The organism is Mycolicibacterium frederiksbergense (assembly GCF_012223425.1).
GTDB classification, from domain to species: Bacteria; Actinomycetota; Actinomycetes; order Mycobacteriales; family Mycobacteriaceae; genus Mycobacterium; species Mycobacterium frederiksbergense.
In genome coordinates this window covers 1,176,381-1,198,729 of record NZ_CP038799.1, presented here as the reverse complement: position 1 = coordinate 1,198,729, position 22,349 = coordinate 1,176,381, and the positions used below count along the sequence as shown (strand labels likewise).

Annotated in this window: 20 protein-coding genes; 10 read left to right on the top strand and 10 right to left on the bottom strand. The window is 67.9% G+C overall.

Going from position 1 to position 22,349, the window contains the following annotated elements:
- Nucleotides 1-4 precede the first annotated feature (4 nt).
- Complete coding sequence (locus tag EXE63_RS08700; RefSeq protein ID WP_168141618.1) at nucleotides 5-1,345, top strand: hypothetical protein; 1,341 nt, start codon at nucleotides 5-7, stop codon at nucleotides 1,343-1,345.
- Between the two features lie 92 nt (nucleotides 1,346-1,437).
- On the opposite strand, the gene EXE63_RS08695 is transcribed toward EXE63_RS08700, so the two are convergent.
- The 5 genes from EXE63_RS08695 to EXE63_RS08675 all read right to left on the bottom strand — a co-directional run bounded on the left by EXE63_RS08695 (nucleotide 1,438) and on the right by EXE63_RS08675 (nucleotide 6,151).
- The gene (locus EXE63_RS08695; RefSeq protein WP_168141617.1) at nucleotides 1,438-2,808 is read right to left on the bottom strand and encodes a DEAD/DEAH box helicase; all 1,371 of its coding nucleotides are present in this window, start codon (nucleotides 2,806-2,808) and stop codon (nucleotides 1,438-1,440) included.
- A gap of 170 nt (nucleotides 2,809-2,978) precedes the next feature.
- Nucleotides 2,979-4,019 carry an LLM class F420-dependent oxidoreductase gene (locus tag EXE63_RS08690; RefSeq protein ID WP_168141616.1) on the bottom strand — a complete coding sequence of 347 codons (1,041 nt, stop codon included), beginning with the start codon at nucleotides 4,017-4,019 and terminating at the stop codon, nucleotides 2,979-2,981.
- A gap of 47 nt (nucleotides 4,020-4,066) precedes the next feature.
- Nucleotides 4,067-4,909 (bottom strand): dienelactone hydrolase family protein, encoded by an 843-nt coding sequence (locus EXE63_RS08685; protein ID WP_210000387.1) that lies wholly within the window; start codon nucleotides 4,907-4,909, stop codon nucleotides 4,067-4,069.
- Nucleotides 4,910-4,923: 14 nt separating this feature from the next.
- A complete protein-coding gene (locus EXE63_RS08680) occupies nucleotides 4,924-5,958 on the bottom strand; it encodes an alpha/beta fold hydrolase (protein ID WP_168141614.1) in 1,035 nt (344 codons plus the stop codon).
- 4 nt (nucleotides 5,959-5,962) lie between these two features.
- The gene (locus tag EXE63_RS08675) at nucleotides 5,963-6,151 is read right to left on the bottom strand and encodes an AbrB/MazE/SpoVT family DNA-binding domain-containing protein (protein WP_168141613.1); all 189 of its coding nucleotides are present in this window, start codon (nucleotides 6,149-6,151) and stop codon (nucleotides 5,963-5,965) included.
- 90 nt (nucleotides 6,152-6,241) lie between these two features.
- On the opposite strand from EXE63_RS08675, the gene glmS reads away from it, so the two are divergent.
- Entirely contained in the window at nucleotides 6,242-8,110 is a 1,869-nt protein-coding gene (glmS, locus tag EXE63_RS08670; RefSeq protein WP_168141612.1) for a glutamine--fructose-6-phosphate transaminase (isomerizing), read from the top strand.
- Nucleotides 8,111-8,114: 4 nt separating this feature from the next.
- Here glmS and EXE63_RS08665 read toward each other — a convergent pair whose 3' ends face one another.
- Entirely contained in the window at nucleotides 8,115-8,861 is a 747-nt protein-coding gene (locus tag EXE63_RS08665; RefSeq protein WP_168141611.1) for a helix-turn-helix domain-containing protein, read from the bottom strand.
- Nucleotides 8,862-9,079: 218 nt separating this feature from the next.
- Here EXE63_RS08665 and cynS point away from each other — a divergent pair, with 218 nt between their 5' ends.
- From cynS to EXE63_RS08650, 3 genes are all read left to right on the top strand, one after another.
- A complete protein-coding gene (cynS, locus tag EXE63_RS08660; protein WP_168141610.1) occupies nucleotides 9,080-9,526 on the top strand; it encodes a cyanase in 447 nt (148 codons plus the stop codon).
- A 23-nt stretch (nucleotides 9,527-9,549) separates the two neighbouring features.
- Nucleotides 9,550-10,407, top strand: a complete 858-nt coding sequence (locus EXE63_RS08655; RefSeq protein ID WP_168141609.1) for a formate/nitrite transporter family protein — start codon at nucleotides 9,550-9,552, stop codon at nucleotides 10,405-10,407.
- Nucleotides 10,408-10,539: 132 nt separating this feature from the next.
- Nucleotides 10,540-11,934: an HNH endonuclease signature motif containing protein gene (locus EXE63_RS08650; RefSeq protein WP_168141608.1), complete on the top strand. Its 1,395-nt coding sequence runs from the start codon at nucleotides 10,540-10,542 to the stop codon at nucleotides 11,932-11,934.
- A gap of 7 nt (nucleotides 11,935-11,941) precedes the next feature.
- On the opposite strand, the gene EXE63_RS08645 is transcribed toward EXE63_RS08650, so the two are convergent.
- Both EXE63_RS08645 and EXE63_RS08640 read right to left on the bottom strand, forming a co-directional pair.
- Nucleotides 11,942-12,700 (bottom strand): DeoR/GlpR family DNA-binding transcription regulator, encoded by a 759-nt coding sequence (locus tag EXE63_RS08645; RefSeq protein WP_168141607.1) that lies wholly within the window; start codon nucleotides 12,698-12,700, stop codon nucleotides 11,942-11,944.
- A 19-nt stretch (nucleotides 12,701-12,719) separates the two neighbouring features.
- Nucleotides 12,720-14,696 carry a PTS mannitol transporter subunit IICBA gene (locus EXE63_RS08640; protein ID WP_168141606.1) on the bottom strand — a complete coding sequence of 659 codons (1,977 nt, stop codon included), beginning with the start codon at nucleotides 14,694-14,696 and terminating at the stop codon, nucleotides 12,720-12,722.
- A gap of 193 nt (nucleotides 14,697-14,889) precedes the next feature.
- Here EXE63_RS08640 and EXE63_RS08635 point away from each other — a divergent pair, with 193 nt between their 5' ends.
- Nucleotides 14,890-15,948: a zinc-dependent dehydrogenase gene (locus EXE63_RS08635; protein ID WP_168141605.1), complete on the top strand. Its 1,059-nt coding sequence runs from the start codon at nucleotides 14,890-14,892 to the stop codon at nucleotides 15,946-15,948.
- A gap of 33 nt (nucleotides 15,949-15,981) precedes the next feature.
- Here the strand turns inward: EXE63_RS08635 and EXE63_RS08630 are convergent, their stop codons facing one another.
- Nucleotides 15,982-16,347, bottom strand: a complete 366-nt coding sequence (locus tag EXE63_RS08630) for a hypothetical protein (protein WP_168141604.1) — start codon at nucleotides 16,345-16,347, stop codon at nucleotides 15,982-15,984.
- Here EXE63_RS08630 and EXE63_RS08625 point away from each other — a divergent pair.
- Nucleotides 16,346-17,305: an alpha/beta fold hydrolase gene (locus EXE63_RS08625; protein ID WP_168141603.1), complete on the top strand. Its 960-nt coding sequence runs from the start codon at nucleotides 16,346-16,348 to the stop codon at nucleotides 17,303-17,305. The genes EXE63_RS08630 and EXE63_RS08625 overlap by 2 nt on opposite strands.
- On the opposite strand, the gene EXE63_RS08620 is transcribed toward EXE63_RS08625, so the two are convergent.
- Nucleotides 17,270-18,166 (bottom strand): alpha/beta fold hydrolase, encoded by an 897-nt coding sequence (locus EXE63_RS08620; RefSeq protein WP_168141602.1) that lies wholly within the window; start codon nucleotides 18,164-18,166, stop codon nucleotides 17,270-17,272. The genes EXE63_RS08625 and EXE63_RS08620 overlap by 36 nt on opposite strands.
- A 172-nt stretch (nucleotides 18,167-18,338) precedes the next feature.
- Here EXE63_RS08620 and EXE63_RS08615 point away from each other — a divergent pair, with 172 nt between their 5' ends.
- Genes EXE63_RS08615 through alr form a run of 3 tightly spaced genes read left to right on the top strand, consistent with a single transcriptional unit; the run spans nucleotide 18,339 to nucleotide 22,346 of the window.
- A complete protein-coding gene (locus tag EXE63_RS08615; protein ID WP_168141601.1) occupies nucleotides 18,339-19,751 on the top strand; it encodes an NAD(P)H-hydrate dehydratase in 1,413 nt (470 codons plus the stop codon).
- A gap of 4 nt (nucleotides 19,752-19,755) precedes the next feature.
- Nucleotides 19,756-21,141, top strand: coding sequence for a glutamate decarboxylase (gad, locus tag EXE63_RS08610; protein ID WP_168141600.1), 1,386 nt, complete (start codon nucleotides 19,756-19,758; stop codon nucleotides 21,139-21,141).
- 53 nt (nucleotides 21,142-21,194) lie between these two features.
- Entirely contained in the window at nucleotides 21,195-22,346 is a 1,152-nt protein-coding gene (gene alr, locus EXE63_RS08605; RefSeq protein WP_168141599.1) for an alanine racemase, read from the top strand.
- Nucleotides 22,347-22,349: the final 3 nt, after the last annotated feature.

Sequence of the window (22,349 nt, the reverse complement as noted above, 5' to 3'; positions counted from 1 at the left end):
CGGCATGCTTGCCGCGGGAGCGCCGGCGGCCGAGGTGATGACCGAGTATGTACGGGCCTGCCGCCGGCTCGGACATTCGGTGCCGGAGCCTGCCCACCTGCACGCCGCGTACACCGCCGAGGAGGGTCTGGACCTCCAAGCGCTCGACGACGACCACCGCACGCTGTCGGAAGCGCTCGCCGCGGTCGAGGCGGCACTGGTGCTGCAGGAACAAGCCCACCGCGCGCTGGCCGCGGCGTGGCGGGGCGCCGGGGCCGTGGCGGCGGTCGATCACCTTGTGCGCCATACCGAAACGGCGGCTACCGTCGTCGATGGGCTGCGCGGCAGTGTGGCCGCGCTCGACGAATTGCGGAATCGACTGTGGCAGTTGGTCGAGGCCAAGGTCGACACCACCCAGGGCATCGAGGCGCGCGGGACGAGAGCCGAGTGGCTGAGCGCGGCCCGCACCGTCACGGCCGGTGTCGGGGACCGGGCCGGCGCCAGTGAAATGGTGGACATGCAGGTCGCGCCGTTCGTGGCCACCGATATCGCCCTCGACTGGGTTTCCACGATGCGCGACACCGAGTCGGCGATCCGGCAGGCGTACCGAGATGCGGCCGCCGCCATCGCATCGCAGGCGTCGGCTGTGTTTGAGCGTCCCGGTCTATCCGGGGCCATACCTGTTGCAGCGGAGACGGTTTCCGTGGCGTCTGCGCCGGCGGCCGTTGTTCCGACGTCCTTTGTTGCCGGCCCGGCGGCTGCGGGCACGGTGCCCGCTCAGTCCGCTGTCTCGATGGAGGCTGTACCGGCGTCCACTTCCACACCGACCGCCCCGGCTGCGGCACCGTCGGTTGCCCCGACCACACCGGTAGCGGCCGATCCGATGGCCGCGGCCGCCGCGCCGATGCCGGCCGCGACGTCCCCCCTCGGTTCGGGCATGTCGGGTCTGTCCGGTCTCGGGCAGTCCTTTTCCGACATGCTCGGCGGCCTGCTGGGTTCCGGCGGCGGACTCGGTGAAACTTTGGGCGCTGTAGGCGATCTGGATCCCTTCTCGGACGACCGCACGGAGGGCGCCGAACTGGACGACCTGGGCGATCCGGAGCCAGACGAGGACGAGGAAGACCCGGACGGAGAGGAACCGGACGAGGACGAGCCGCTGGAGGGCGAGACCCCTGCCGAGGAATCGGCGGGGCCGGCGGAGGCGGAGGTGCCGGCGGAACCCGTTGCGGTAACGCCTGAACCGGTGGTGCCGACACCGGTCCCCGAGCCGTTGGCCGATCCGGCGGTGGCGGCGCCCGCCGAGCCGGTACCGGCCGACACACCGTGCGAGATCGCGGCCGACGAGCTGCCGCAGGCCGGTCCCTGAACTAGGGGCTGCGGGTGAAACGCAAAATCGACGAAATGATCGTTGCCGAGGAGTCCGGCGTGATCATTTCGTCGATTTTGATCGAAGGACTGTTAGCGCGTACCGGTGCGCGCCGTTCCGGAACCGCTGCGGCGCTGTCCGCCGCGACCGCCACTGGAGCGACCGCCGCCGGTGTGGCCCGAACCCGCCGAACCGGTGCCGCCGGCACCGTTGTGACGCTGCGGCCTGCGGCGTCGTCCGGGCTGCTGCGCGGTGCGCGCCGGGGGTTCCGGGGTGTCGATCACGAGACCGCCGGTGAAGGACCGCTCGCCGGGGGCGATCTCCAGCAGCACCGGGTGCGAGGCGCCGCTGAACTTGGTGATGGTCGGCTTGACGCCGGCCTTGCGGGTCAGCACCCGCACATCGGCGACCTGGTCGTCGACCATGAGGGTCACCACGGTGCCGTCGTTGCCGGCACGCGCGGTACGCCCGGACCGGTGCAGGTAGGCCTTGTGCTCGACCGGCGGGTCGGCGTGCACCACCAGGTTGACATCGTCGACGTGGATACCGCGCGCGGCAATATCGGTGGCGACGAGCACCGAGGCGGAGCCATCGGAGAATGCCCCGAGATTGCGGGTACGGGCGTTCTGGGAAAGGTTGCCGTGCAGTTCGACTGCCGGCACACCGCGTGAATTCAGCTTGCGGGCGAGGCCTTTTGCGCCGTACTTGGTGCGGGCGAACACGATGGTGCGCCCGGGTGAGGCGGCCAGGTCGGCCAGTACGTCGAATCGCGCTGCGCCGTCGACGTGCAGGACGTGGTGGACCAGTGTGGAGACCGGTGAATTCTCGGAGTCCACGCTGTGCACGATCGGGTTGCGCAGGTAGCGCTGAACCAGCACGTCGACGCCGCCGTCGAGGGTGGCCGAGAACAGCAGCCGCTGGCAGTCGCGCGGGGTGCGGTCGAGCAGGCGCTTCACCGGGGGCAGGAAGCCGAGGTCGGCCATGTGGTCGGCCTCGTCGAGCACGGTGATCTGCACTGCCGACAGGTCGGCGTGACCGGACTTCACGTGGTCTTCCAGGCGGCCGGGGCAGGCGATGACGATATCGACACCGTCACGCAGCTTCTGGATCTGTGGCCCGGCGCTCACGCCACCGAAGACGGTCACCGAACGCAGGCCGGTGGCCTTGGCCAACGGTGCGAGCGATGCGTCGATCTGGGTGGCCAGTTCGCGGGTCGGGGCCAGGATCAGCGCGCGCGGCTGACCGGAACGCCGCGGGGTGGCCGAGGCGGCCAGACGGGCGACGACCGGAAGCAGGAATGCATAGGTCTTGCCGGATCCGGTGCGACCGCGGCCGAGCACATCGCGGCCGGCCAGCGAATCGGGAAGCGTCGCGGACTGAATGGGGAAGGGGGACTCGATGCCGGCGGCAGTGAGTGTGGTGACAACGGCTTCGGGCAGGCCGAAGTCGGCAAACGTAGACAAGAATGCTCCATGGATTAGGAATGGTCGTCCTGCCCGGCGCGGATGGTTCCCGCGGCTCTCGGTGTGACGATCGAGCAGGGCTCAAGAAATGGCCCTGGCGAAGCGGCAAAAGGCAGAACAGACGATGCCGCTGCGGTTCACGATACCCAAGGAAGCCGTTTGGCCCTAACTTATGAGGTGAGCGTCACCAATTCCTCGGTGAATCGCAGGGCCTCGGCGTCGTCGGTGGCCAGCGGATGGACCAGCATCGTCGTCACGCCGGCCTCCTTGTAGGCGGCCAGGCGTTCCTTGACGAATCCGCGTGGGCCGACCAGCGACACGTGCCGCACCAGTTCGTCGGGCACCGCGGCGATCGCCTCGTCCTTCTTACCCGCCAGGAACAGCTCCTGGATGTGGTCGGCCACCTCACCGAACCCGTACCGGGTGGCCAGATTGTGGTAGAAGTTCTTGCCCTTGGCGCCCATGCCGCCGATGTACAGCGCCAGTTGGGGTTTGGCCCAGGCCAGCCGGTCCTCGACGTCATCGCCGATCGCGAGGCTGGCACTGACCATGATGTCCAGCGGGCCCCGGGCGGGATCGCGCTTGGCGTAGCCGGCCCGCAGTGCGTCGCCCCACACCTCGTCGGCCTTCTCCGGGTAGAAGAACACCGGCTGCCAGCCCTCGGCGATTTCTGCGGTCAGCTCAACGTTTTTCGGCCCCAGCGCCGCGATGGTGATCGGGATATTCTCCCGCACAGGGTGATTGATGAGGCGCAGCGGTTTGCCAAGGCCGGTGCCGCGGCCCTCGGGCAGCGGGATCTGGTAGTGCTTGCCGTCGTAGTTCACCTTCTCGCGGCGCCAGACCTGGCGGCAGATGTCGACGACCTCGCGGGTACGGCCCATCGGAGCGTCGAACGGGACGCCGTGGAAGCCCTCCATGACCTGGGGGCCCGAGGTGCCGATGCCGAGCCGGAAGCGCCCGTCGGAGACGTAGTCCAGGCCCGCCGCGGTCATCGCCAGCAGGGTCGGGGTGCGCACGTAGATCGGTACGACGCCGGATCCCAGTTCGATGGTGGTCGTCTTGGCCGCCAGATATCCGAGCTGGCTGATGGCGTCATAGGAATAGGCCTCGGCCACCAGCGCGATGTCGACGCCGACCTTTTCCAGTTCGACGACCTGCTCGACGGCCTGCTTGAAGCCGCCCGCGTAGCTGAGAAAGATTCCGGTGCGCATGACTGAGTTATATCACCAACCGGTTGGTTGGTGGCATGGTGTGGTGTTCAGCCCTTGAGGAGCGCGACAACCTTGTCTTCCAGCGTCGGCGGCACGGAGTCGGGGTCCGGCGCGACGGTCTTGGGCAGCACCGCCTCCGGATCGGCGAAATCGCGGTACTCCTTGTCGCCGGTCAGCACGTGTAACAGGTAGCCGGTCAGTAGCGCGCGGGTCGCCTTCTGGGTGCCCTTGTCGGCACCGGGCAGGCCGACCGCCTTGGCCAGCCGGCGGCCCTCGATGAGTCCGCCGGCCTCGGCCTTGGCCACCGTCCGCAGAATTGCCCCCGGCCATGAACGAGCCAGCGCATCGGCATTGGATTTCAGCGCCGTGGCGTCGGCTGGTGCCCGCAGGATCAGGCCGGGCAGCGTCAGCGCGGCGGCGGGCTGTTCGGCCGGCGGGCTGGTGACCGCGGGGAACAGTGCCGCGGCGGCCCTCAGTCGCGATCCCAGGCCGGCGGCGGTGAACACCGCGGCCGACCCGCCGAAGCCGTGTCCGACGACGGCCAATTTGGCCGGGTGCACGCTGATCTTGCCCGGTCCCAGCCGCACCCCGGCGATGATGTCCAGGGTGGTGCCCAGGTCAACAGCAAGATTGAGCGCGGACGGGGCCAGTGAGCGTTCCGTGTCGGGGGCCGCCGCGACGATGCCCCAGGACGCCAGATGCTCCAGGGTGCCCTCGTAGCGGTCGGCGGCGGCCAGCCAGTCGTGGCCGAACGCCACACCTGGCAGGCTCAGGCCCGACTCCGGGGTGTAGACGATGCCGGGCTGACCGGCAAAAGCGAGATCTCCGCGCAGGACGCGGTGCGGTCCGCGCCGGGTCAGAGCAGCGAAGAGTTTCTTGGTGCTTGCCACCCGACGACCGTAGCTCACAGCCGTTGTGTCAGCGCCGCGACGACGGCGAGGAATTCGCGAGGTTTCTCGAAGTGGATGTTGTGCCCGCTGTCGACGCGGTGGAAGGTTGCACCGCGCAGCAATGACCGTGCGCGTGCGGCGTCTGCGCCGCTCATGGCCGCCAACAAGACTCCATCCTTGTCGTGGTGCCAGTTCGCGTGCATCAGGGCGACGGGCACGGTGATGCGTTGCAGGGTCCGAGCGTGGTCAAACCCATCGTGAAAGCTGTTGTCGTAAAACATTGCTCCGAATCGAGGGTCATAGCAGTCGACCGCGCGGAACAGTTCGTTGACCGAGGGTGGCAACACCGGGAACCGCACCGGTTTGTCCGGATGGCGCAGCCGGTTGCGCATGCCTGAACGCTGTAGTGGGCCGGCCAACTTGCCGAACAGTTGCCAGATGCCGGCGTGCTGCAGGAAGTAGTTGGTGAAGTCGATCCGACCGGACGCCAGGAAGTTGTGTGCAACGGTAGCCAGCCCGACATAGTTGAACGTCTTCTCCGCGGCGGGCAGCACCGACGAAAAAAAGGGCGGGTCTTCGAGTACGACGCCACGCACCCATTCGGGCGAGTCGGCGGCCAGAATCGCTGCAACTAACCCGCCCGACGAGTGGCCCGCGACAAGTGACGGCGCTCCCACGGCACCGGCGAGGAAACGCCGCATGGCGTCGGCCTGGGCCACGGCCTGGTACGTGTACGGGTTGTGATCTGAACCACCATGACCGGGACAGTCGACCGCGAACACGTGGTGGGTTCGTGACAGCGCGGGAAGAACTCGGCTCCAACTGCGCCAGTCGGTGATCTGGCCGTGGATGAGCAGCAGTGGTGGGCCGTTGTCGGGTCCCACGGCATAGTTGAGCGTCGAACCGTTCAGCGCGATCCGTCTCTCGACAAAACCCGCAGCTGCCACGCGCCGAGCCTGCCTGGCGGCGTAGGTCAGATTGTTCAGCGCATAGGTCGTGGCAGCCATCGCGATCAGTGCTGCCGCGCCGGTCACCACCCGGGGCCGCATTCGATCAGCGGGGGCTTTCCGGGAACTGTTCGAACAGGTCAGGCCGCACGATGGCGATGCCGCGATCCACATCAGCCAGAAGAAGAAGTGTGTCACCCGGCGCGATGCCAAATAACTCGCGCGCGGCCTTGGGAATCACGATCTGCCCTTTCTCGCCGACCCGAACAGTGCTCGCGTACTTGCCGTCTGCCACGCCCCTCCTTGGTTGTACAAATCATACCAATACTACTAGTGGGATGTCTCTCGGTGGCGGATGCGTGGCCGTGCACTACCCTGGGCCCCTATGTGTGGAATCGTCGGCTATGTCGGGCAGCGTCCTGCCTGCGAGGTCGTCGTCGATGCGCTGCGACGGATGGAATACCGCGGCTACGACTCCTCGGGGGTGGCCCTGCTCGACGGCGCCGGTGGACTCACCGTGCAGCGCCGGGCGGGCCGGTTGGCCAATCTGGAAGAGGCCCTCAAGGACGCTGCGGCAGGCGACCTCGGCGGGACGACCGGTATGGGACACACCCGGTGGGCCACGCACGGGCGTCCCACCGACCGCAACGCGCACCCGCATCGCGATGCCAGCGGCAAGTTCGCCGTCGTGCACAACGGCATCATCGAGAACTTCGCGGTCCTGCGCGGTGAGTTGGAGGCCGCGGGCGTCGAGTTCGCCAGCGACACCGATTCCGAGGTCGCCGTGCACCTGGTCGCGCAGGCCTACCGCGACGGGGACACCGCCGGGGATTTCGTCGCCTCCGTGCTGTCGGTGCTGCGACGGCTGGAAGGCCATTTCACCCTGGTGTTCGCCTTCGCCGATGACCCCGGCACCATCGTGGCTGCGCGCCGCTCCACCCCCCTGGTCGTCGGTGTCGGTGACGGCGAGATGTTCATCGGTTCCGATGTGGCGGCGTTCATCGAATACACCCGTGAGGCAGTCGAACTCGGGCAGGACCAGGCGGTGGTCATCACCGCCGGTGGGTACGAGATCTACAACTTCGCCGGCGACCGTGACGACGTACACGCCCGGCCTTTTCATATCGACTGGGATCTCTCGGCCGCCGAGAAGGGCGGCTACGAGTACTTCATGCTCAAGGAGATCGCCGAGCAGCCCGCCGCCGTGGCCGACACGCTGCTGGGCCATTTCGCGGACGGCCGGATCGTGCTCGACGAGCAGCGGCTCTCCGACCAGGAGCTGCGTGAGGTCGACAAGGTCTTCATCGTCGCCTGCGGCACCGCCTACCACTCCGGCATGCTGGCCAAATACGCCATCGAACACTGGACGCGGCTACCGGTCGAGGTGGAGCTGGCCAGTGAATTCCGCTACCGCGACCCGGTCCTGGATCGCAGCACCCTGGTGATCGCGATCTCGCAGTCCGGTGAGACCGCCGACACCCTGGAGGCCGTGCGGCACGCCAAGGAGCAGAAGGCCAAGGTGCTGGCCATCTGCAACACCAACGGCAGTCAGATCCCGCGCGAGGCCGACGCGGTGCTCTACACCCGCGCCGGTCCGGAGATCGGCGTGGCGTCCACCAAGACGTTCCTGGCGCAGCTGACCGCGAACTATCTGGTCGGGCTGGCGCTGGCGCAGGCCCGCGGCACCAAGTACGCCGATGAGGTGGCCCGTGAGTACCACGACCTGGAGGCGATGGCGGATCAGGTGGCACGCGTGCTGACCTGCATGGAGCCGGTGACCGCGCTGGCACAGCGATACGCCCACGCCTCCGCGGTGCTGTTCCTGGGCCGCCACGTCGGCTACCCGGTGGCTCTCGAGGGTGCGCTCAAGCTCAAGGAACTGGCCTACATGCATGCCGAAGGGTTCGCCGCAGGTGAGCTCAAGCACGGCCCCATCGCGTTGATCGAGGATGATCTGCCGGTCATCGTGGTGATGCCCTCACCCAAGAGTGCGGCCATGCTGCACTCCAAGTTGCTGAGCAATATCCGCGAGATCCAGGCCCGCGGTGCGGTCACGATCGTCATCGCCGAGGAGGGCGACGACACGGTGGCGCCGTTCGCCGATCACCTGATCGAGATACCCGCGGTGTCAACGCTTTTCCAGCCGCTGCTGTCGACGATTCCCATGCAGGTGTTCGCCGCGGGCGTGGCTCAGGCACGGGGCTACGACGTGGACAAGCCCCGTAACCTGGCCAAGTCGGTCACCGTCGAGTAACCGTTCAGCCGGCCCGCCTGGCCCATTCGCTGGGCGGGACGCCGAAGTGGCGGCGGAAGGCGCGGTTGAAGGTACCCGGGTCGGTGAAGCCGCTGGAGCGCGCCGCGTGACTCACCGAAGAGCCTTGTGAGATCAGGGTGCTCGCGAGTTCCAGCCGCTGCCGCCGGATTTCGCTGGCCGGCGAGCGACCGTCCTCTGCCAACACCTGCTGCACGGAGCGTAGCGAGAGATGGAACTCGGCGGCCAGCCTGGCCGCCGTGAAATCCGGGTCACGGAACCGGGTGCGGACATGTGCGAGCAGTCGTGCCCGTAACTCGGTGCGCGCGGGCTCGTTGCCGATGCCGGACGGGCGGGCGGCCAGTCGTTCCGTCGCATCGGCGAACGCGAGCAGTCGGGTGCCGTCGGTCCCCAGTGGTTTCGCCGACCAGGTGACCGGGATGGGTTGCCCGGCCCGGGAGATGAACCATTCGTGTGCCGTCACGCCAGGAGAACCGCAACCATCGAGGATCGGACAGGTTTGCGACGGGTAGCGGGAGCCGTCGGGGTGCCACTCGTGCAGGGTGTCGTGGCTGGGTGCGCCGATCACGTCATCGTCGGACCGATAGCCGAGCATGCTCAGCGCTGCCTGATTCGCCAGCGCCACTGTGCCGTCGGGGCCGATCACCCACAGCGGGGTCGGCGCGATATCGAGAGCCGCCGACAGTGTTCCGACATCGAGCCGCCGCGCGCTGAGATTCGTCTTGTTGACCATGCTCCCACCTGGCTTCCGATGATGAGCCGAGGCTAGGCGCAAGGCGTTTCGAGGTGTTTCTCCGTTCGTTACGGCGCGGTTAAACGACGGCCGTTCGGGGCCGCCCTGCGCAAAACGCCGGATTCCGTGCGTCTTCTGCCATGGGCACGACGCCGTCGACACGGTGATATGGAGCCACAGCACAATCCACCGCCGCATGCCACGAAAGGAACCCACGCATGGTCTATGACCCCGCCTCACCCGTCATCACCGAGATCGAACAACGACGTTCGGCCACCGGGATCAGCTGGCAGAAGCTGGCCGACCACATCGACCGACCGCTGGTGTGGACGGTGGCGGCCCTGCTGGGCAGCCACCCGATGCCGGCCAAGGAAGCCGCCGCGGCCGGCGAACTGCTCGACCTCAGCCCGGAAACCGTTGCCGCACTGCAGCGGCAGCCCTACCGGACAGCCGACCCGGCGCTGCAGACCGACCCGACGATCTACCGGTTCGTGGAGCTCATCAACGTCTACGGACCGGCCTTCAAGGCGTTGATCCATGAGGAGTTCGGCGACGGCATCATGAGCGCGATCAACTGCAACGTCTCGTTCGAGCGGCGCGCGGATCCCGGGGGAGACCGCGTCGTCGTGACCATCGACGGCAAATTCCTGCCCTACCAGTGGTGACTCCGACCGAAAGGAATCAGCCCATGTCGTATGTCAAACCCGCCGAGCTCGCCGTCCGGATCATCGATGCCGGCGAGTCCAAGGTGTTCATGTCCACCCGTGACACGCTCATCCGGTCCTTCATGGCGGGGGCGATCCTCGCCCTCGCTGCGGCCTTCGCGGTGACGATCTCGGTCAAGACGGGGGAGCCGCTGCTGGGCGCGGTGCTCTTCCCGGTCGGCTTCTGCATGCTGCACCTGCTCGGATTCGACCTCTTGACAGCGGTTTTCACGCTGGTGCCGCTGGCCTGGCTGGACAAGCGCCCGGGTGTGACACTCAAGCCGATGCTGCGCAACTGGGGCCTGGTATTCGTCGGTAACCTGCTCGGTGCGCTCACCGTCGCGGTGTTCATGGCGGTCTACTTCACCTACGGGTTCAGCGTCGAACCGGATGCCGTCGGTCAGGCGATCGGGGACATCGGCGCGGGGCGAACGGTCGGCTACGCCGAGCACGGCGCCGCCGGGATGCTGACGTTGTTCCTGCGCGGCGTCATGTGCAACTGGATGGTGTCGATGGGTGTGGTCGGAGCGATGATGTCGGACAGCCTGCCCGGCAAGGTGATCGCGATGTGGATGCCCATCATGGTGTTCTTCTATCTCGGTTTCGAGCACTCGATCGTGAACATGTTCCTGTTCCCGTCGGGGCTGCTGCTCGGCGGTGAGTTCACCGTCGTCGACTATCTGGTGTGGAACGAGATCCCGACCGTGCTGGGCAATCTGGTGGGCGGGCTGGCGTTCGTCGGGCTGGTCATCTACGCGACGCACGGGCGGACCGGGCCGTCGCGGCCGCGACCGGGCGATCTTGTCTCGGTGGACCAGGTACCGGTGCCGAGCAAGATCTGATCGCCGGCGGACTCGCGGTCGTGGCCATACCGACCGCGAGTCCGACCGTGCCCGAACTGGTGGCGGGGGCGTTGCAGGCGTTCTTCGATTCACGTGTCAGAACTTGTCGGTGGTCGAATGTATGTTCGAATCATGAAGGCGGCGACGGAGGCGGTGACGGCACTGGACGCCGCACGCGAGCAGCTGCGCGCCGAACGCACGGCGGTGGCCGCGAAAATACTGGCCGCGGGCACCTTCGCGGTCGCCCGGATGGCGGAGCTGGGCAATGCGTTCGAGGACCTGATCGTCGATGACTGGGAGCTGGTCGCCGCCGAGCTGGGTGCCGAACTCGGGCTCAGCCGCGGCCGCGCTTGCACCCTGATCACCCAGGGCCGCGACCTGCTCACCCGGTTACCGCGATTGGCCGAGGTCTTCGCCACCGGCACCGTGGACCTTCGGGTGCTGCGGGTCATCCTGCACCGCACCGCGCTGATCACCGATCCCGACGTGATGTCGGTCCTCGACGCGCAGCTGGCCGCGGCGGCACCGGCATGCAACGCGCGCTCAGATGAGCGCATCACCGAACTGGTGGACTGGATGGTCATCGAGGTGGACCCCGAGGCCGTACGGCGGGCGCGGCAGGCACGCCGGCAGCGGGGGATCACCGTCGAACCGATCGGCGACGGGATGGTCGAGATCCACGGCCGCGTCGATGCCGCCAAGGGCGCAGTCTTCGATCGGCGCCTCGATGAACTGGCCCGCACCACCTGCCCCGATGACCCCCGCACGCTCGATGAACGCCGTGCCGATGCCATCGATCTGCCGGCCCTGGGTGCGACCGCGTTGCCGTGTGAATGCGGCAACGACACCTGCCCTGCCGCCGGTACCGAGGCGCCCGCCGGCCACATCGTCATCCACCTGCTTGGTGACCGCGACACTGTCGAGGGCCGCTCGGATCGCCCGGCCCTGCTACCCGGGTACGGGCCGATTCCGGCCGAGCAGGTCCGCAGAATGGTCGCGCGGGCCACGGTCCGGCCCGTGCCGGCGGCACCCGATCTGGGAACCGAGGGCGGCTACCAGCCATCGCGCACGCTCACCGAGTTCATCAGGTGCCGCGATCTGACGTGTCGCTGGCCGGGCTGCAACGTCGCGGCCGAGCGCTGCGATATCGACCACACGGTGCCATGGCCCTACGGGACCACGCACCCCTCGAACACCAAGTTGTACTGCCGAATCCACCATCTGATCAAGACATTTCACTGCGGCCCGCAGGGTTGGCGCGATCAGCAACACCCGGACGGCACCATCACGATCACCGCACCCAACGGCCGGGTGTACACCACCAGACCCGACGGCGCGCTGTTCTTCCCCTCACTCGATACCCCCACCGCCACGCTGGTGCTGCCACCGGCGCCACCGCCGAGCCGACACCGCGACCTGGCCGCCCCCACACGCACCCGCACCCGGGCACAAAACCTCGCCTACCGAATAGCCCACGAACGCGCACTCAACCGCGCCGATATCAAAGCCAACCCACCGCCTTTCTGACAGCCGGTCAGGCTCGAATAACGTTGGGCCCCAGTGCTTCATAATGGTGCGCCTGCGCGATCGGGAACTCGGTGCCGGTCACGACGGTCTGAAAATCGGACACCTCGGCGAACCGGCAGAAGCTGGTCTGCCCGAACTTGGAATGCGCAGCGACCAGCACCCGGCGGGTGGCCACCCGCACCGCGGTGTGCTTGACCGCCGCCACCGCCGGGTCGGGGGTGGTGAGGCCGTGCACGAGGTCGATGCCATTGGTGCCCAGGAATGCCACGTCGATGACCAGTGAGCGCAGCCGTTCCAGCGCCCACTCATCGACGGTGGCAAGGGTTCTGCCCCGCATCCGTCCGCCCAGCAGCAGCACCGTGACGGTACCGCTGTGGGCCAGTGCCTCGGCGGCCAGCAGTGAGGCGGTCACGACCGTCAGGTTCTGCTCGGCGAGCAGTTCGGCGATCAGCCGGGGCGTGAAACCCTCATCGAGATAGACGGTTTCGGCACCATGGAGTTCATTGGCGGCCGCCCCGGCGATCCGGTGCTTCTGCGCCAGATCGACCTGGCTGCGGTACTCGACGCCGGACTCGAACGCCACCGTCTCCAGCGGCACCGCCCCGCCATGCACCCGTTTGAGCAGCCGCCGGCCCGCCAGCACCTTCAGGTCGCGACGGATGGTCTCCGTCGCGACCTGAAGCTCCTCGGCCAGAGCGGGTACCTCGACACGCCCCCGATGGCGGGCGAACTCGACGATCTGGCGCTGGCGGCTGTCCGAATCCACGGTCACATTCTGGTCGGTGTCATTCCCCGGCGTTCAGCACGGCCTGGATTTCCTCGGCCGTGGTCGCCGCGCGGAGTTGGGCGACGCGGTCCTTGTCCAGGAAGACATGCGCGATCCGGGTCAGCAGCGCCATGTGGTCGTCCCCGGCACCGGCGATTCCGACGACGAACTCGGCGGGTTTGCCGTTCCAGTCGATGGGGTCGGGGTAGCGGACGAACGAGATCCCGGTGCGGCGGATCGCCGTCTTCGCCTCGTTGGTGCCATGGGGGATGGCCAGGCCGTTGCCCATATAGGTGGACACCGACTTCTCGCGCTCGTGCATGGCGCCGATATAGGACGGCTCGACGGCGCCGGCGGCGACCAGCAGGGAGCCGGCCTCATCGATGGCCTGCGCGGCGCTGGTGCCGGTGCCGTTCAGCACGATCGAACCCACCGGCAGCGCGTCACCGCCGGCCGCGGAGGCCTGTTCGACGGCCGGGGCCGCGACGTCGCTGGTCGCACCGCCATTGGCCTGCCGCAGCTGTTCGACGATCTCGTCGTAACGCGGGCTGCTCATGAAGTCGTCGACGGACACGTGTACCGCCGATCCGGTCTTCTGGGTGGCCCGGTCGGTCAGATTGCGGTGGCTCACCACCAGGTCATAGGTGTCGGTCAGATTGGAGATCGCCGAATTGGTGACCTTCACGTCACCGAATCCCGCCTGCTGGATCTTCTTGCGCAGCACCGAGGCGCCCATCGCCGAGGAGCCCATGCCTGCGTCACAGGCGAACACGATGGTCTTGATCGGGCCGTTGCCCGCGCGGACCAGGGCCGAGGCGACGCTGGACTTCTTGCCCTTCATCGACTCCATGGACGCGGTGGCCGCGGCCAGATCCGGCTCATCGGTCGCCTTGTCGGTCTTGAGCAGGAAGGCCGCCACCAGGAAGGACACCGCGGCCGCCCCGAAGACCGACAACGTGACGCCCAGGAAGCTGCCGCCGGCGGTCTGGGCGTACACCGCGATGATGGAGCCCGGCGCGGCCGGGGCCCGCAGGCCCGACCCGAACAGCACGTTGATGAACACGCCGGTCATGCCGCCGAGGATGGTGGCGATGATCAGCTTGGGCTTCATCAACACGTACGGGAAGTAGATCTCGTGGATGCCGCCGAAGAACTGGATGATCGCCGCTCCCGGCGCCGAGGCGCGGGCGACACCGCGGCCGAAGAACGTGTAGGCCAGCAGCAGCCCGAGGCCGGGGCCGGGGTTGGCCTCCAGCAGGAACAGCACCGACTTGCCGGTCTCCAGCGCCTGGGTGGTGCCCAGCGGGGTCAGCACGCCGTGGTTGATGGCGTTGTTGAGGAACAGCACCTTGGCCGGCTCGATCAGGATCGAGGTCAGCGGTAACAGGTTGTTGTCGACCAGGAAATCGACCGCATTGCCGGCCAGCCGGGTGAACGACGAGACGATCGGGCCGATGCCGAAGAAACCGAAGATCGCCAGGATCATGCCGAGGATGCCCGCGGAGAAGTTGTCGACCAGCATCTCGAAGCCGGGCCGGATCTTGCCCTCCCACAGGGCATCCAGTTTCTTCATGGCCCACCCACCGAGCGGGCCCATGATCATGGCGCCCATGAACATCGGCACGTCGGCGCCGGCGACCACACCCATGGTGGCGATCGCACCGACCACCGCGCCGCGGTTGCCGTGGACCATCCGGCCGCCGGTGTAGCCGATCAGCAACGGCAGCAGGTAGCTGATCATCGGGCCGACGATCCCGGCGCCGTCGTAGGCGCCCCACCCACCGATCTTGGCCACCCAGCCGTCGGGGTCCCGCAGACCCGCGAAGATCGCCTGCAACCAGCCCTGCTCGATGAACAGTGCGGTGATCAGGCCCCACGCGATGAACGCGCCGATATTGGGCATGACCATGTTCGACAGCGCGGTGCCGAATTTCTGTACGCGCACCCGCATGCCGGTCTGCGGGGACGCCGCGGCAGACGCTTCGACAGTGGACATCCGATGACCTCCGATTCCGCCGGCAGATGGGTGATGCCGGTCACATGCACATCTAGTAATACGCACACTCGGGCAGAAATGCAAGGGATATGGGCAAAAACGGGCAGCCAATTTTGTGGTTTTATGACCACATTGGGGTTAGAGTGCTGACACAGCAGCTCCTTGGAATGGCCGACAACCGGAAGGACAGCCCATGAAAGCCCTGCGTTTCTACGCCCCCGAGGATGTCCGGCTGGAGGACGTGCCGGAGCCGCAATGCGGCCCCGACGAGGTCAAACTGCGGGTGCGTAACTGCTCCACCTGCGGCACCGACGTCAAGATCTTCCACAACGGGCACCAGAACCTGACGCCACCGCGCACCATCGGCCACGAGATCGCCGGCGAGGTCGTGGAGGTCGGCGCCGACGTCAACGCGACCTACGGCAGCGACTGGTCGGTGGGCGACCGCGTCCAGGTGATCGCCGCGGTCCCGTGCGGCGAGTGTCACGAGTGCCGCAAGGGCTGGATGGCGGTGTGCCAGAACCAGACCTCGATGGGTTACCAGTACGACGGTGGCTTCGCCGAATTCATGATCGTGCCCAAGCAGGTACTCAAGGTCGACGGGCTGAACAAGATCCCGGACAACGTCGGTTTCGACGAGGCCTCGGCCGCCGAACCGTTCGCCTGCGCCATCAACGCCCAGGAGCTGCTCGGCATCGAGGAGGGCGACACCGTCGTGGTCTTCGGTGCGGGCCCCATCGGTTGCATGCACATCCGCATCGCGCGCGGCGTGCACAAGTGCGGTCCTATCTACCTCGTCGACGTCAACGACGCCCGGCTCAAGATGTCGGCCGACGCCGTCAACCCCGACGGTGTCATCAACGCCGCCGATGTCGACGTGGTGGAGAAGGTCATGGAACTCACCGGCGGTCGAGGCGCGGACATCGTGATCACCGCAACCGCAGCCAATGTCGCCCAGGAGCAGGCCATCGCGATGGCCGCCCGCAACGGCCGCATCTCGTTCTTCGGCGGGCTGCCCAAGACCGATCCCACCATCACCTGCGACTCCAATGTCGTGCACTATCGCCAGTTGCACATCCACGGAGCCAACGGATCCGCGCCCGAGCACAACAAGCGCGCCCTGCAGTACATCTCCACCGGGCAGGTTCCGGTCAAGGACCTCATCACCCGCCGCATCCCCTTGGAGAACGTGCTCGATGCCTTCGACATCGTCAAGAAGGGCGAGGCCATCAAGGTGACCGTCGAGCCCTGATCCCGGACCCGCGTTCCGGCGGAAGTCCGCGTGTTATCCGCCGACCGCGACGAGATAGCCGCCGATGCCCGCGACGCACGCCGCCGCGCACAGTGCCAGCGTGCCGATCGCGAACGTCCATGCGGTGCAACGCCGTATCAGCCGTATGACGGTCAGCACCGTGCCGGCGATCCACAACAGCGCCGCCGCGGTGAAGCCGGTGAACATGGCGGCCACGCCGGCGTCGATATCGCAGCTCTCGGGTGGGCAATGATCGGTGAAGGCCATGAAGAAGATTCCGAAGAAGCCCGCTACGGCGCCGCCGGCGACGGTGAGCACCAGCGCCGTGATCGACACCGCGAGGTCGACGCCGGAGATCGGGCGCTTGGCCGGCGGAGGCGCGGGGTAGCCGTAGGTCATGGACGGCCACTCTAATCAGGGCGAGCCCACTAATCTGGCCGGTATCGAACTCGTGATCCCCGCGGTGAACATCGCGTCCCGGCAGCGCATCGGACATTTCGTCAGCCAGGATGCGTTCACGCGCTACCTGGACGCCTATCGCGCCGCCGCACCCGCCTTCAGCGCCCAGTTCGATGTGCCCACCGGTCTGGGCGCCGTCCGCGTCTACCGGTACGACGGCCCGGCCGGCCCGACCCCGGTGCTGTTGCTGCCCGGGCGCGGCTCGGGCAGCCCGATGTGGCGCACCAACCTCGCCTCGCTGGTCGCGCAGCGAACCGTGTTCAGCCTGGACCTGCTCGGCGACGCCGGGCTGTCGGTGCAGTCCGGGCCGATCGCCGATGCGGCTGACGAGGCTCGCTGGCTGGATGAGGTGATCGCGGGGCTGGGGTTGGCGCGGGTGCATCTGCTCGGGGTGTCGATGGGTGGGTGGCTGGCCGTCAATGCTGCGGTACGTACGCCGGACCGAATCGCCTCGATCATGGTGTTGGACCCCGCGATGACCTTCGGGCGCGTCCCCGCGAAAGCGGTGATCGCGTCGATCGCACTGGTGGTGCCGAGGTTTCCGGGCGGGCTGCGCCGTCGCGTGATGAGCTGGCTGGCCGGCGGCGCCCCGGTCGACGAGACCCTGCCCGAGGCCGAGCTGTTGGACGCCGCAGCAAGGGGATTCGTGGTGCGCCAGCCGGCGCCACGGGTGTTCGCTGACGACGCGCTGCGCGCGCTCTCGCTGCCGGTGCTGGCGATTATTGCCGGCCGCAGCGTGATTCATCACCCCGCGCGGGCGGCGGACCGGGCTCGAGGGCTGCTGGCGACGGGACAGGTCGAGCTGTGGCCGGACGCCTCCCATGCGGTCAGCGGCGAGTTCCCGGACCGCATCGCCGAGCGCTCACGCCGTTTCTTCGGCGCTGTCGAGTTGCGCTGACAGGTGCCGTTGCAGGAACGGTCGGATCAGCGCCACCGTTTCGGCCAGACGGCTCTCCAGCAGGAAGTGGCCGCCGTCGAGCAGGTTGATATCGGCCTGTGGCAGGTCGCGGCTGAACGCGAGCGCCCCGGCGGGGCCGAAGATCTGATCGTTGCGGCCCCAGACGGCAAGCAGCGGCACCCCGCTGGTCCGGAAGTACTCGTGCACGGCGGGATAGAGCTCGACATTGCTCTGGTAGTCGGCGAACAGCTGAAGCTGGGCATCGATGCGTTCTTCGGACGAGGCGACCGCGGTGTACGCGTTGATCCAGACGTCGGGATCGACCACACTGGGATCTGAAACACCATGGGTGTATTGCCATTTGAATCCATCCAGGGTGAGCAGCTCGCGTAGCGCTGCCGCGTTGGACGCCGACCGGTCCCGGCCGTAGGCGAACAGTGGCTCCATCGCATCGCCCACGAAGCCCTCGACGTAGGCGTTGCCGTTCTGGGTGATCACCGCTGCGATCCGCGCCGGGTGGCGCAATGCGAGCCGCCAGCCGACCGGGGCGCCGTAGTCCTGGACATAGATCGCGTAGCGGTTCACCCCGAGATGGTCGAGCAGGGCGTCGACGTGGTCGGCGAGCGCGTCGAAGGTGTAGTCGAACGCGTCGACTCCGGCAACCTCGGAATGGCCGAAGCCGGGATAGTCGGGGGCGATCACGTGATAACGGTCGGCCAGCGCGGGGATCAGATTGCGGTACATGTGCGAGCTGGCCGGCGTGCCGTGCAGCAGCACGACGGTGGGCGCGCCGGTCGGCCCGGCTTCCCGGTAGAACAGCTGTCGTCCGGCGATCTGGGCGTATCGATGGTGGGTGACCATGTCTAACCTTTCTAAGCCGTTTAACGGTTATCCCGAGTCAACTCCAGATTGCATAACCTGTCAAGTCAATTAGACCGGTTAGTTCGATCTCGACACCGGCGATCGGCCCCACAGATCTCCGAGTGCGCGTAACCTGTTGGCGCGCGCGCACATCGAATCGGAACGGGAGCTGATGCGGCACTACCACACCGCCGACGCGATCCGTGCCGCCGAAGCCCCGCTGCTGGCGTCTCAGCCCGACGGAGCATTGATGCGCCGGGCCGCCTACGGGCTCGCCACCGTCATCGCCGGTGAACTCGGCACCGTCGCCGGACGGCGGATCTGTGCGGTGGTCGGTTCCGGGGACAACGGCGGCGACGCGCTGTGGGCGGCGACCTTTCTGCGTCGCCGCGGCGTGCACGCCACCGCGGTGCTGCTCTCCCCGGATCGCACCCATCCGGCGGCGCTGGCCGCCTTCAGAAAGGCCGGTGGCCGACTGGTGCAGAACATCCCGGCGGCAACCGATCTGGTGATCGACGGCGTCGTCGGCATCTCCGGCCGGGGCGGGTTGCGTCCCGATGCCGCGGCCGTCTTCGAGGGTTGCGGAGCGCCTGTCGTCGCCGTCGACATTCCGAGCGGGATCGACGTGCACACCGGCGCCGAGGACGGTCCCCATGTGCAGGCGGCCGTCACCGTGACCTTTGGCGGGTTGAAACCCGTACACGCACTGGCGGATTGCGGTCGGATCGAACTCATCGACATCGGACTGGATCTCGCGCCGTCGGATCTGCGCGGGTTCGAGGCCGCCGACGTGGCCGCCCGCTGGCCCATCCCCGGACCGCGCGACGACAAGTACACCCAGGGTGTCACCGGTGTGCTGGCCGGTTCGGCGACCTATCCCGGTGCCGCCATCCTCAGTACCGGCGCCGCCGTCGCCGCCACCTCGGGCATGGTCCGCTACGCCGGTAGCGCCGCACATGACGTGGTGAGCCACTGGCCCGAAGTCATCGCCACCCCCGACACCGACACGGTGGGCCGGGTGCAGGCCTGGGTGGTCGGACCCGGGCTCGGAACCGACGAAAGCGCTTTTGCGACATTGCGTTTCGCGCTGTCCTCGGATCTCCCGGTGATCGTCGACGCCGATGCGCTGACCCTGCTGGCCGCCGCGCCCGAGCTGGTGGACGGGCGGTCCGCGCCGACGGTGCTGACCCCGCATGCGGGCGAGTACCAGCGGTTGGCCGGAACGGACGTCGGGGCCGACCGGGTCGGCGCGGCGCGCACCCTGGCCGAAACCCTCGGCGCCACCGTCCTGCTCAAGGGCAATGTCACCGTCATCGCTTCGCCGACCGGACCGGTCTACCTGAACCCCGCCGGACAGTCCTGGGCTGCCACGGCCGGATCCGGTGACGTCCTGTCCGGGGTCATCGGCGCGCTGCTGGCCGCGGGGGTCCCGGCCGCCGAGGCCGCCGCGATGGCCGCGTTCGTGCACGCCCGGGCGGCCGCGCTGGCCGCCGCCGATCCCGGACCGAACCCTGCCCCGACATCCGCGGGGGGCATCCTCGCCCACCTGCGCGCCGCCATCGCATCAACGATCGGAAAAGGATGAACACATGAGCCGCAGGCACCACCCGCGCCCGCCGCATATCGCCCCCGCCTACACCGGACGGCTCTCGACCGACCCGGTGCCCGCGCTGCGACTGCCGGGCGAATCGATGGACCCGCAGGCCGCCTACCGCTACATCCACGACGAGCTGATGCTCGACGGCAGCTCACGGCTGAACCTGGCCACCTTCGTCACGACGTGGATGGACCCCGAGGCCGAGAAGCTGATGGCCGAGACCTTCGACAAGAACATGATCGACAAGGACGAATACCCGGCGACCGCCGCCATCGAGGCGCGCTGCGTGGCGATGGTGGCCGACCTGTTCCACGCCGAGGACCTGGTCGACGATGACGCCGCCACCGCGGTCGGGGTGTCCACCATCGGATCCAGCGAGGCCGTGATGCTCGCCGGGCTGGCCTTGAAATGGCGGTGGCGCGCGAAAGTGGGTGATGGCTGGAAGGGCCGCACGCCCAACCTGGTGATGGGCTCCAACGTGCAGGTGGTGTGGGAGAAGTTCACCCGCTACTTCGACGTCGAGCCGCGCTATCTGCCGATGGCCGAGGGCCGCTACGTGATCACCCCCGAGCAGGTGCTCGACGCCGTCGACGAGGACACCATCGGCGTGGTCGGCATCCTGGGCACCACCTTCACCGGGGAGCTGGAGCCGATCGCCGAGATCTGCGCCGCGCTGGACAAGCTGGCCGCCGACGGTGGGGTGGATGTGCCGGTGCACGTCGACGCGGCCAGCGGCGGGTTCGTCGTCCCGTTCCTGCATCCGGACCTGCAGTGGGACTTCCGGTTGCCGCGGGTGGTGTCCATCAATGTCAGTGGCCACAAATACGGACTCACTTACCCGGGCATCGGGTTCGTGGTGTGGCGCAGCGCCGAGCATCTGCCCGAGGACCTGGTGTTCCGGGTCAACTACCTGGGCGGCGACATGCCGACCTTCACGCTCAACTTCTCCCGGCCGGGCAACCAGGTGATCGGGCAGTACTACAACTTCCTGCGCCTGGGCCGGGCCGGATACTCCCAGGTCATGCACTGCCTCTCGGACACGGCGCGTTGGTTCGGTGACCAGTTGCGCGACAGCGAGCACTTCGAGCTGATCACCGACGGCTCGGCCATCCCGGTGGTCAGCTTCCGGCTCAAGGGCGATCCGGGTTATACCGAGTTCGACGTCTCCCAGGCCCTGCGCGCCTCCGGCTGGCAGGTGCCGGCCTACACGATGCCCGAGGGCGCCGAGGACGTCACGGTGCTGCGGGTGGTGGTCCGCGAGGGATTCTCCGCCGATCTGGCCCGGGCGTTGCGGGATGACACCATCACCGCTCTCGAGCACCTCGACCAGCTCAAACCGGGTGGTCACTTCGACACCGTGCAGCCCTTCGCGCACTGATCGCAGACTCGGCGCGAACAGGTCGGCGGCACCGGCATGACAAAATCGAGTCAATGCACCCGACCGACCTGACCGCCCCGCCCGGCCCCACGGCCGAGGTGGATCTCGGCGCCATCGCACACAACGTGCGCGTACTGCGAGAGCGCGCGGGCTCGGCGGGGGTCATGGCGGTGGTCAAGGCCGACGGTTACGGCCACGGCGCCACCCCCGTCGCGCGCACCGCGCTGGCCGCCGGCGCCGCCGAAGTGGGCGTGGCGACCGTCGGTGAGGCCCTGGCCCTGCGCAGGGACGGCATCACCGCACCGGTGCTGGCGTGGCTGCACGCCCCGGGCACCGATTTCTCCCCGGCACTGGCCGCCGACGTGCAGATCGCGGTGTCCTCAGCGGGACAGCTCGACGACCTGGTCGATGCGGCCCGGCGCACCGGGGTCACCGCTGCCGCGACCCTCAAGGTCGACACCGGCCTGAGTCGTAACGGGGTGGCCGCCGCCGACCTGCCCAAGGTGCTGGTTGCCCTGGCACACGCGGTAGCCGAGGGGACGGTGCATGCCCGGGGCATCATGAGCCACCTGGCGTGCGGTGACGATCCGGGCAACCCGATGAACGATCGTCAGGCCGCCCGTCTGCAGGAGATGCGTGAGCTCGCCCGCGAGTACGACGTCGACTTCGAGATCGCGCACCTGAGTAACTCGCCCGCGGCGATGACCCGCCAGGACCTGGCCTTCGACATGATCCGTCCCGGAATCGCGATCTACGGTCAGACCCCGATTCCCGCCCTGGGCGATATGGGCCTGCGCCCGGCGATGACGCTGAAGGCTCCGGTGGCGGTGGTCCGCTCGATCAAGGCCGGGGACGGAGTGTCCTACGGGCACACCTGGATCGCCGAGCGGGACACCACAGTGGCGCTGATCCCGCTCGGTTACGCGGACGGGATCTTCCGCACGCTCAGCGGTCGGCTGCAGGTGTCCATCAACGGTCGCCGCCATCCCGGCGTTGGCCGCATCTGCATGGACCAGTTCGTGGTGGACCTCGGGCCCGGGCCCGTCGATATCGGCGTCGGCGATGAGGCAATCCTGTTCGGCCCCGGTGATTCCGGCGAGCCGACCACCCAGGACTGGGCCGATCTGATCGGCACGATCAACTACGAGGTGGTCACCGCTGTGCGGGGCCGGATCACCCGTGTCTATCGCGGCGAGATGGGCTGACAC

What these genes read in the sequence shown, in the direction of transcription:
- EXE63_RS08700 (WP_168141618.1), top strand. Translation starts at nt 5, where the DNA reads ATGCTTGCCGCGGGAGCGCCGGCGGCCGAGGTGATGACCGAGTATGTA.
- EXE63_RS08690 (WP_168141616.1), bottom strand. Translation starts at nt 4,019, where the DNA reads ATGCGCACCGGAATCTTTCTCAGCTACGCGGGCGGCTTCAAGCAGGCC.
- EXE63_RS08680 (WP_168141614.1), bottom strand. Translation starts at nt 5,958, where the DNA reads ATGCGGCCCCGGGTGGTGACCGGCGCGGCAGCACTGATCGCGATGGCT.
- glmS (WP_168141612.1), top strand. Translation starts at nt 6,242, where the DNA reads ATGTGTGGAATCGTCGGCTATGTCGGGCAGCGTCCTGCCTGCGAGGTC.
- EXE63_RS08665 (WP_168141611.1), bottom strand. Translation starts at nt 8,861, where the DNA reads ATGGTCAACAAGACGAATCTCAGCGCGCGGCGGCTCGATGTCGGAACA.
- cynS (WP_168141610.1), top strand. Translation starts at nt 9,080, where the DNA reads ATGGTCTATGACCCCGCCTCACCCGTCATCACCGAGATCGAACAACGA.
- EXE63_RS08655 (WP_168141609.1), top strand. Translation starts at nt 9,550, where the DNA reads ATGTCGTATGTCAAACCCGCCGAGCTCGCCGTCCGGATCATCGATGCC.
- EXE63_RS08650 (WP_168141608.1), top strand. Translation starts at nt 10,540, where the DNA reads ATGAAGGCGGCGACGGAGGCGGTGACGGCACTGGACGCCGCACGCGAG.
- EXE63_RS08640 (WP_168141606.1), bottom strand. Translation starts at nt 14,696, where the DNA reads ATGTCCACTGTCGAAGCGTCTGCCGCGGCGTCCCCGCAGACCGGCATG.
- EXE63_RS08635 (WP_168141605.1), top strand. Translation starts at nt 14,890, where the DNA reads ATGAAAGCCCTGCGTTTCTACGCCCCCGAGGATGTCCGGCTGGAGGAC.
- EXE63_RS08625 (WP_168141603.1), top strand. Translation starts at nt 16,346, where the DNA reads ATGGACGGCCACTCTAATCAGGGCGAGCCCACTAATCTGGCCGGTATC.
- EXE63_RS08630 (WP_168141604.1), bottom strand. Translation starts at nt 16,347, where the DNA reads ATGACCTACGGCTACCCCGCGCCTCCGCCGGCCAAGCGCCCGATCTCC.
- EXE63_RS08620 (WP_168141602.1), bottom strand. Translation starts at nt 18,166, where the DNA reads ATGGTCACCCACCATCGATACGCCCAGATCGCCGGACGACAGCTGTTC.
- EXE63_RS08615 (WP_168141601.1), top strand. Translation starts at nt 18,339, where the DNA reads ATGCGGCACTACCACACCGCCGACGCGATCCGTGCCGCCGAAGCCCCG.
- gad (WP_168141600.1), top strand. Translation starts at nt 19,756, where the DNA reads ATGAGCCGCAGGCACCACCCGCGCCCGCCGCATATCGCCCCCGCCTAC.
- alr (WP_168141599.1), top strand. Translation starts at nt 21,195, where the DNA reads ATGCACCCGACCGACCTGACCGCCCCGCCCGGCCCCACGGCCGAGGTG.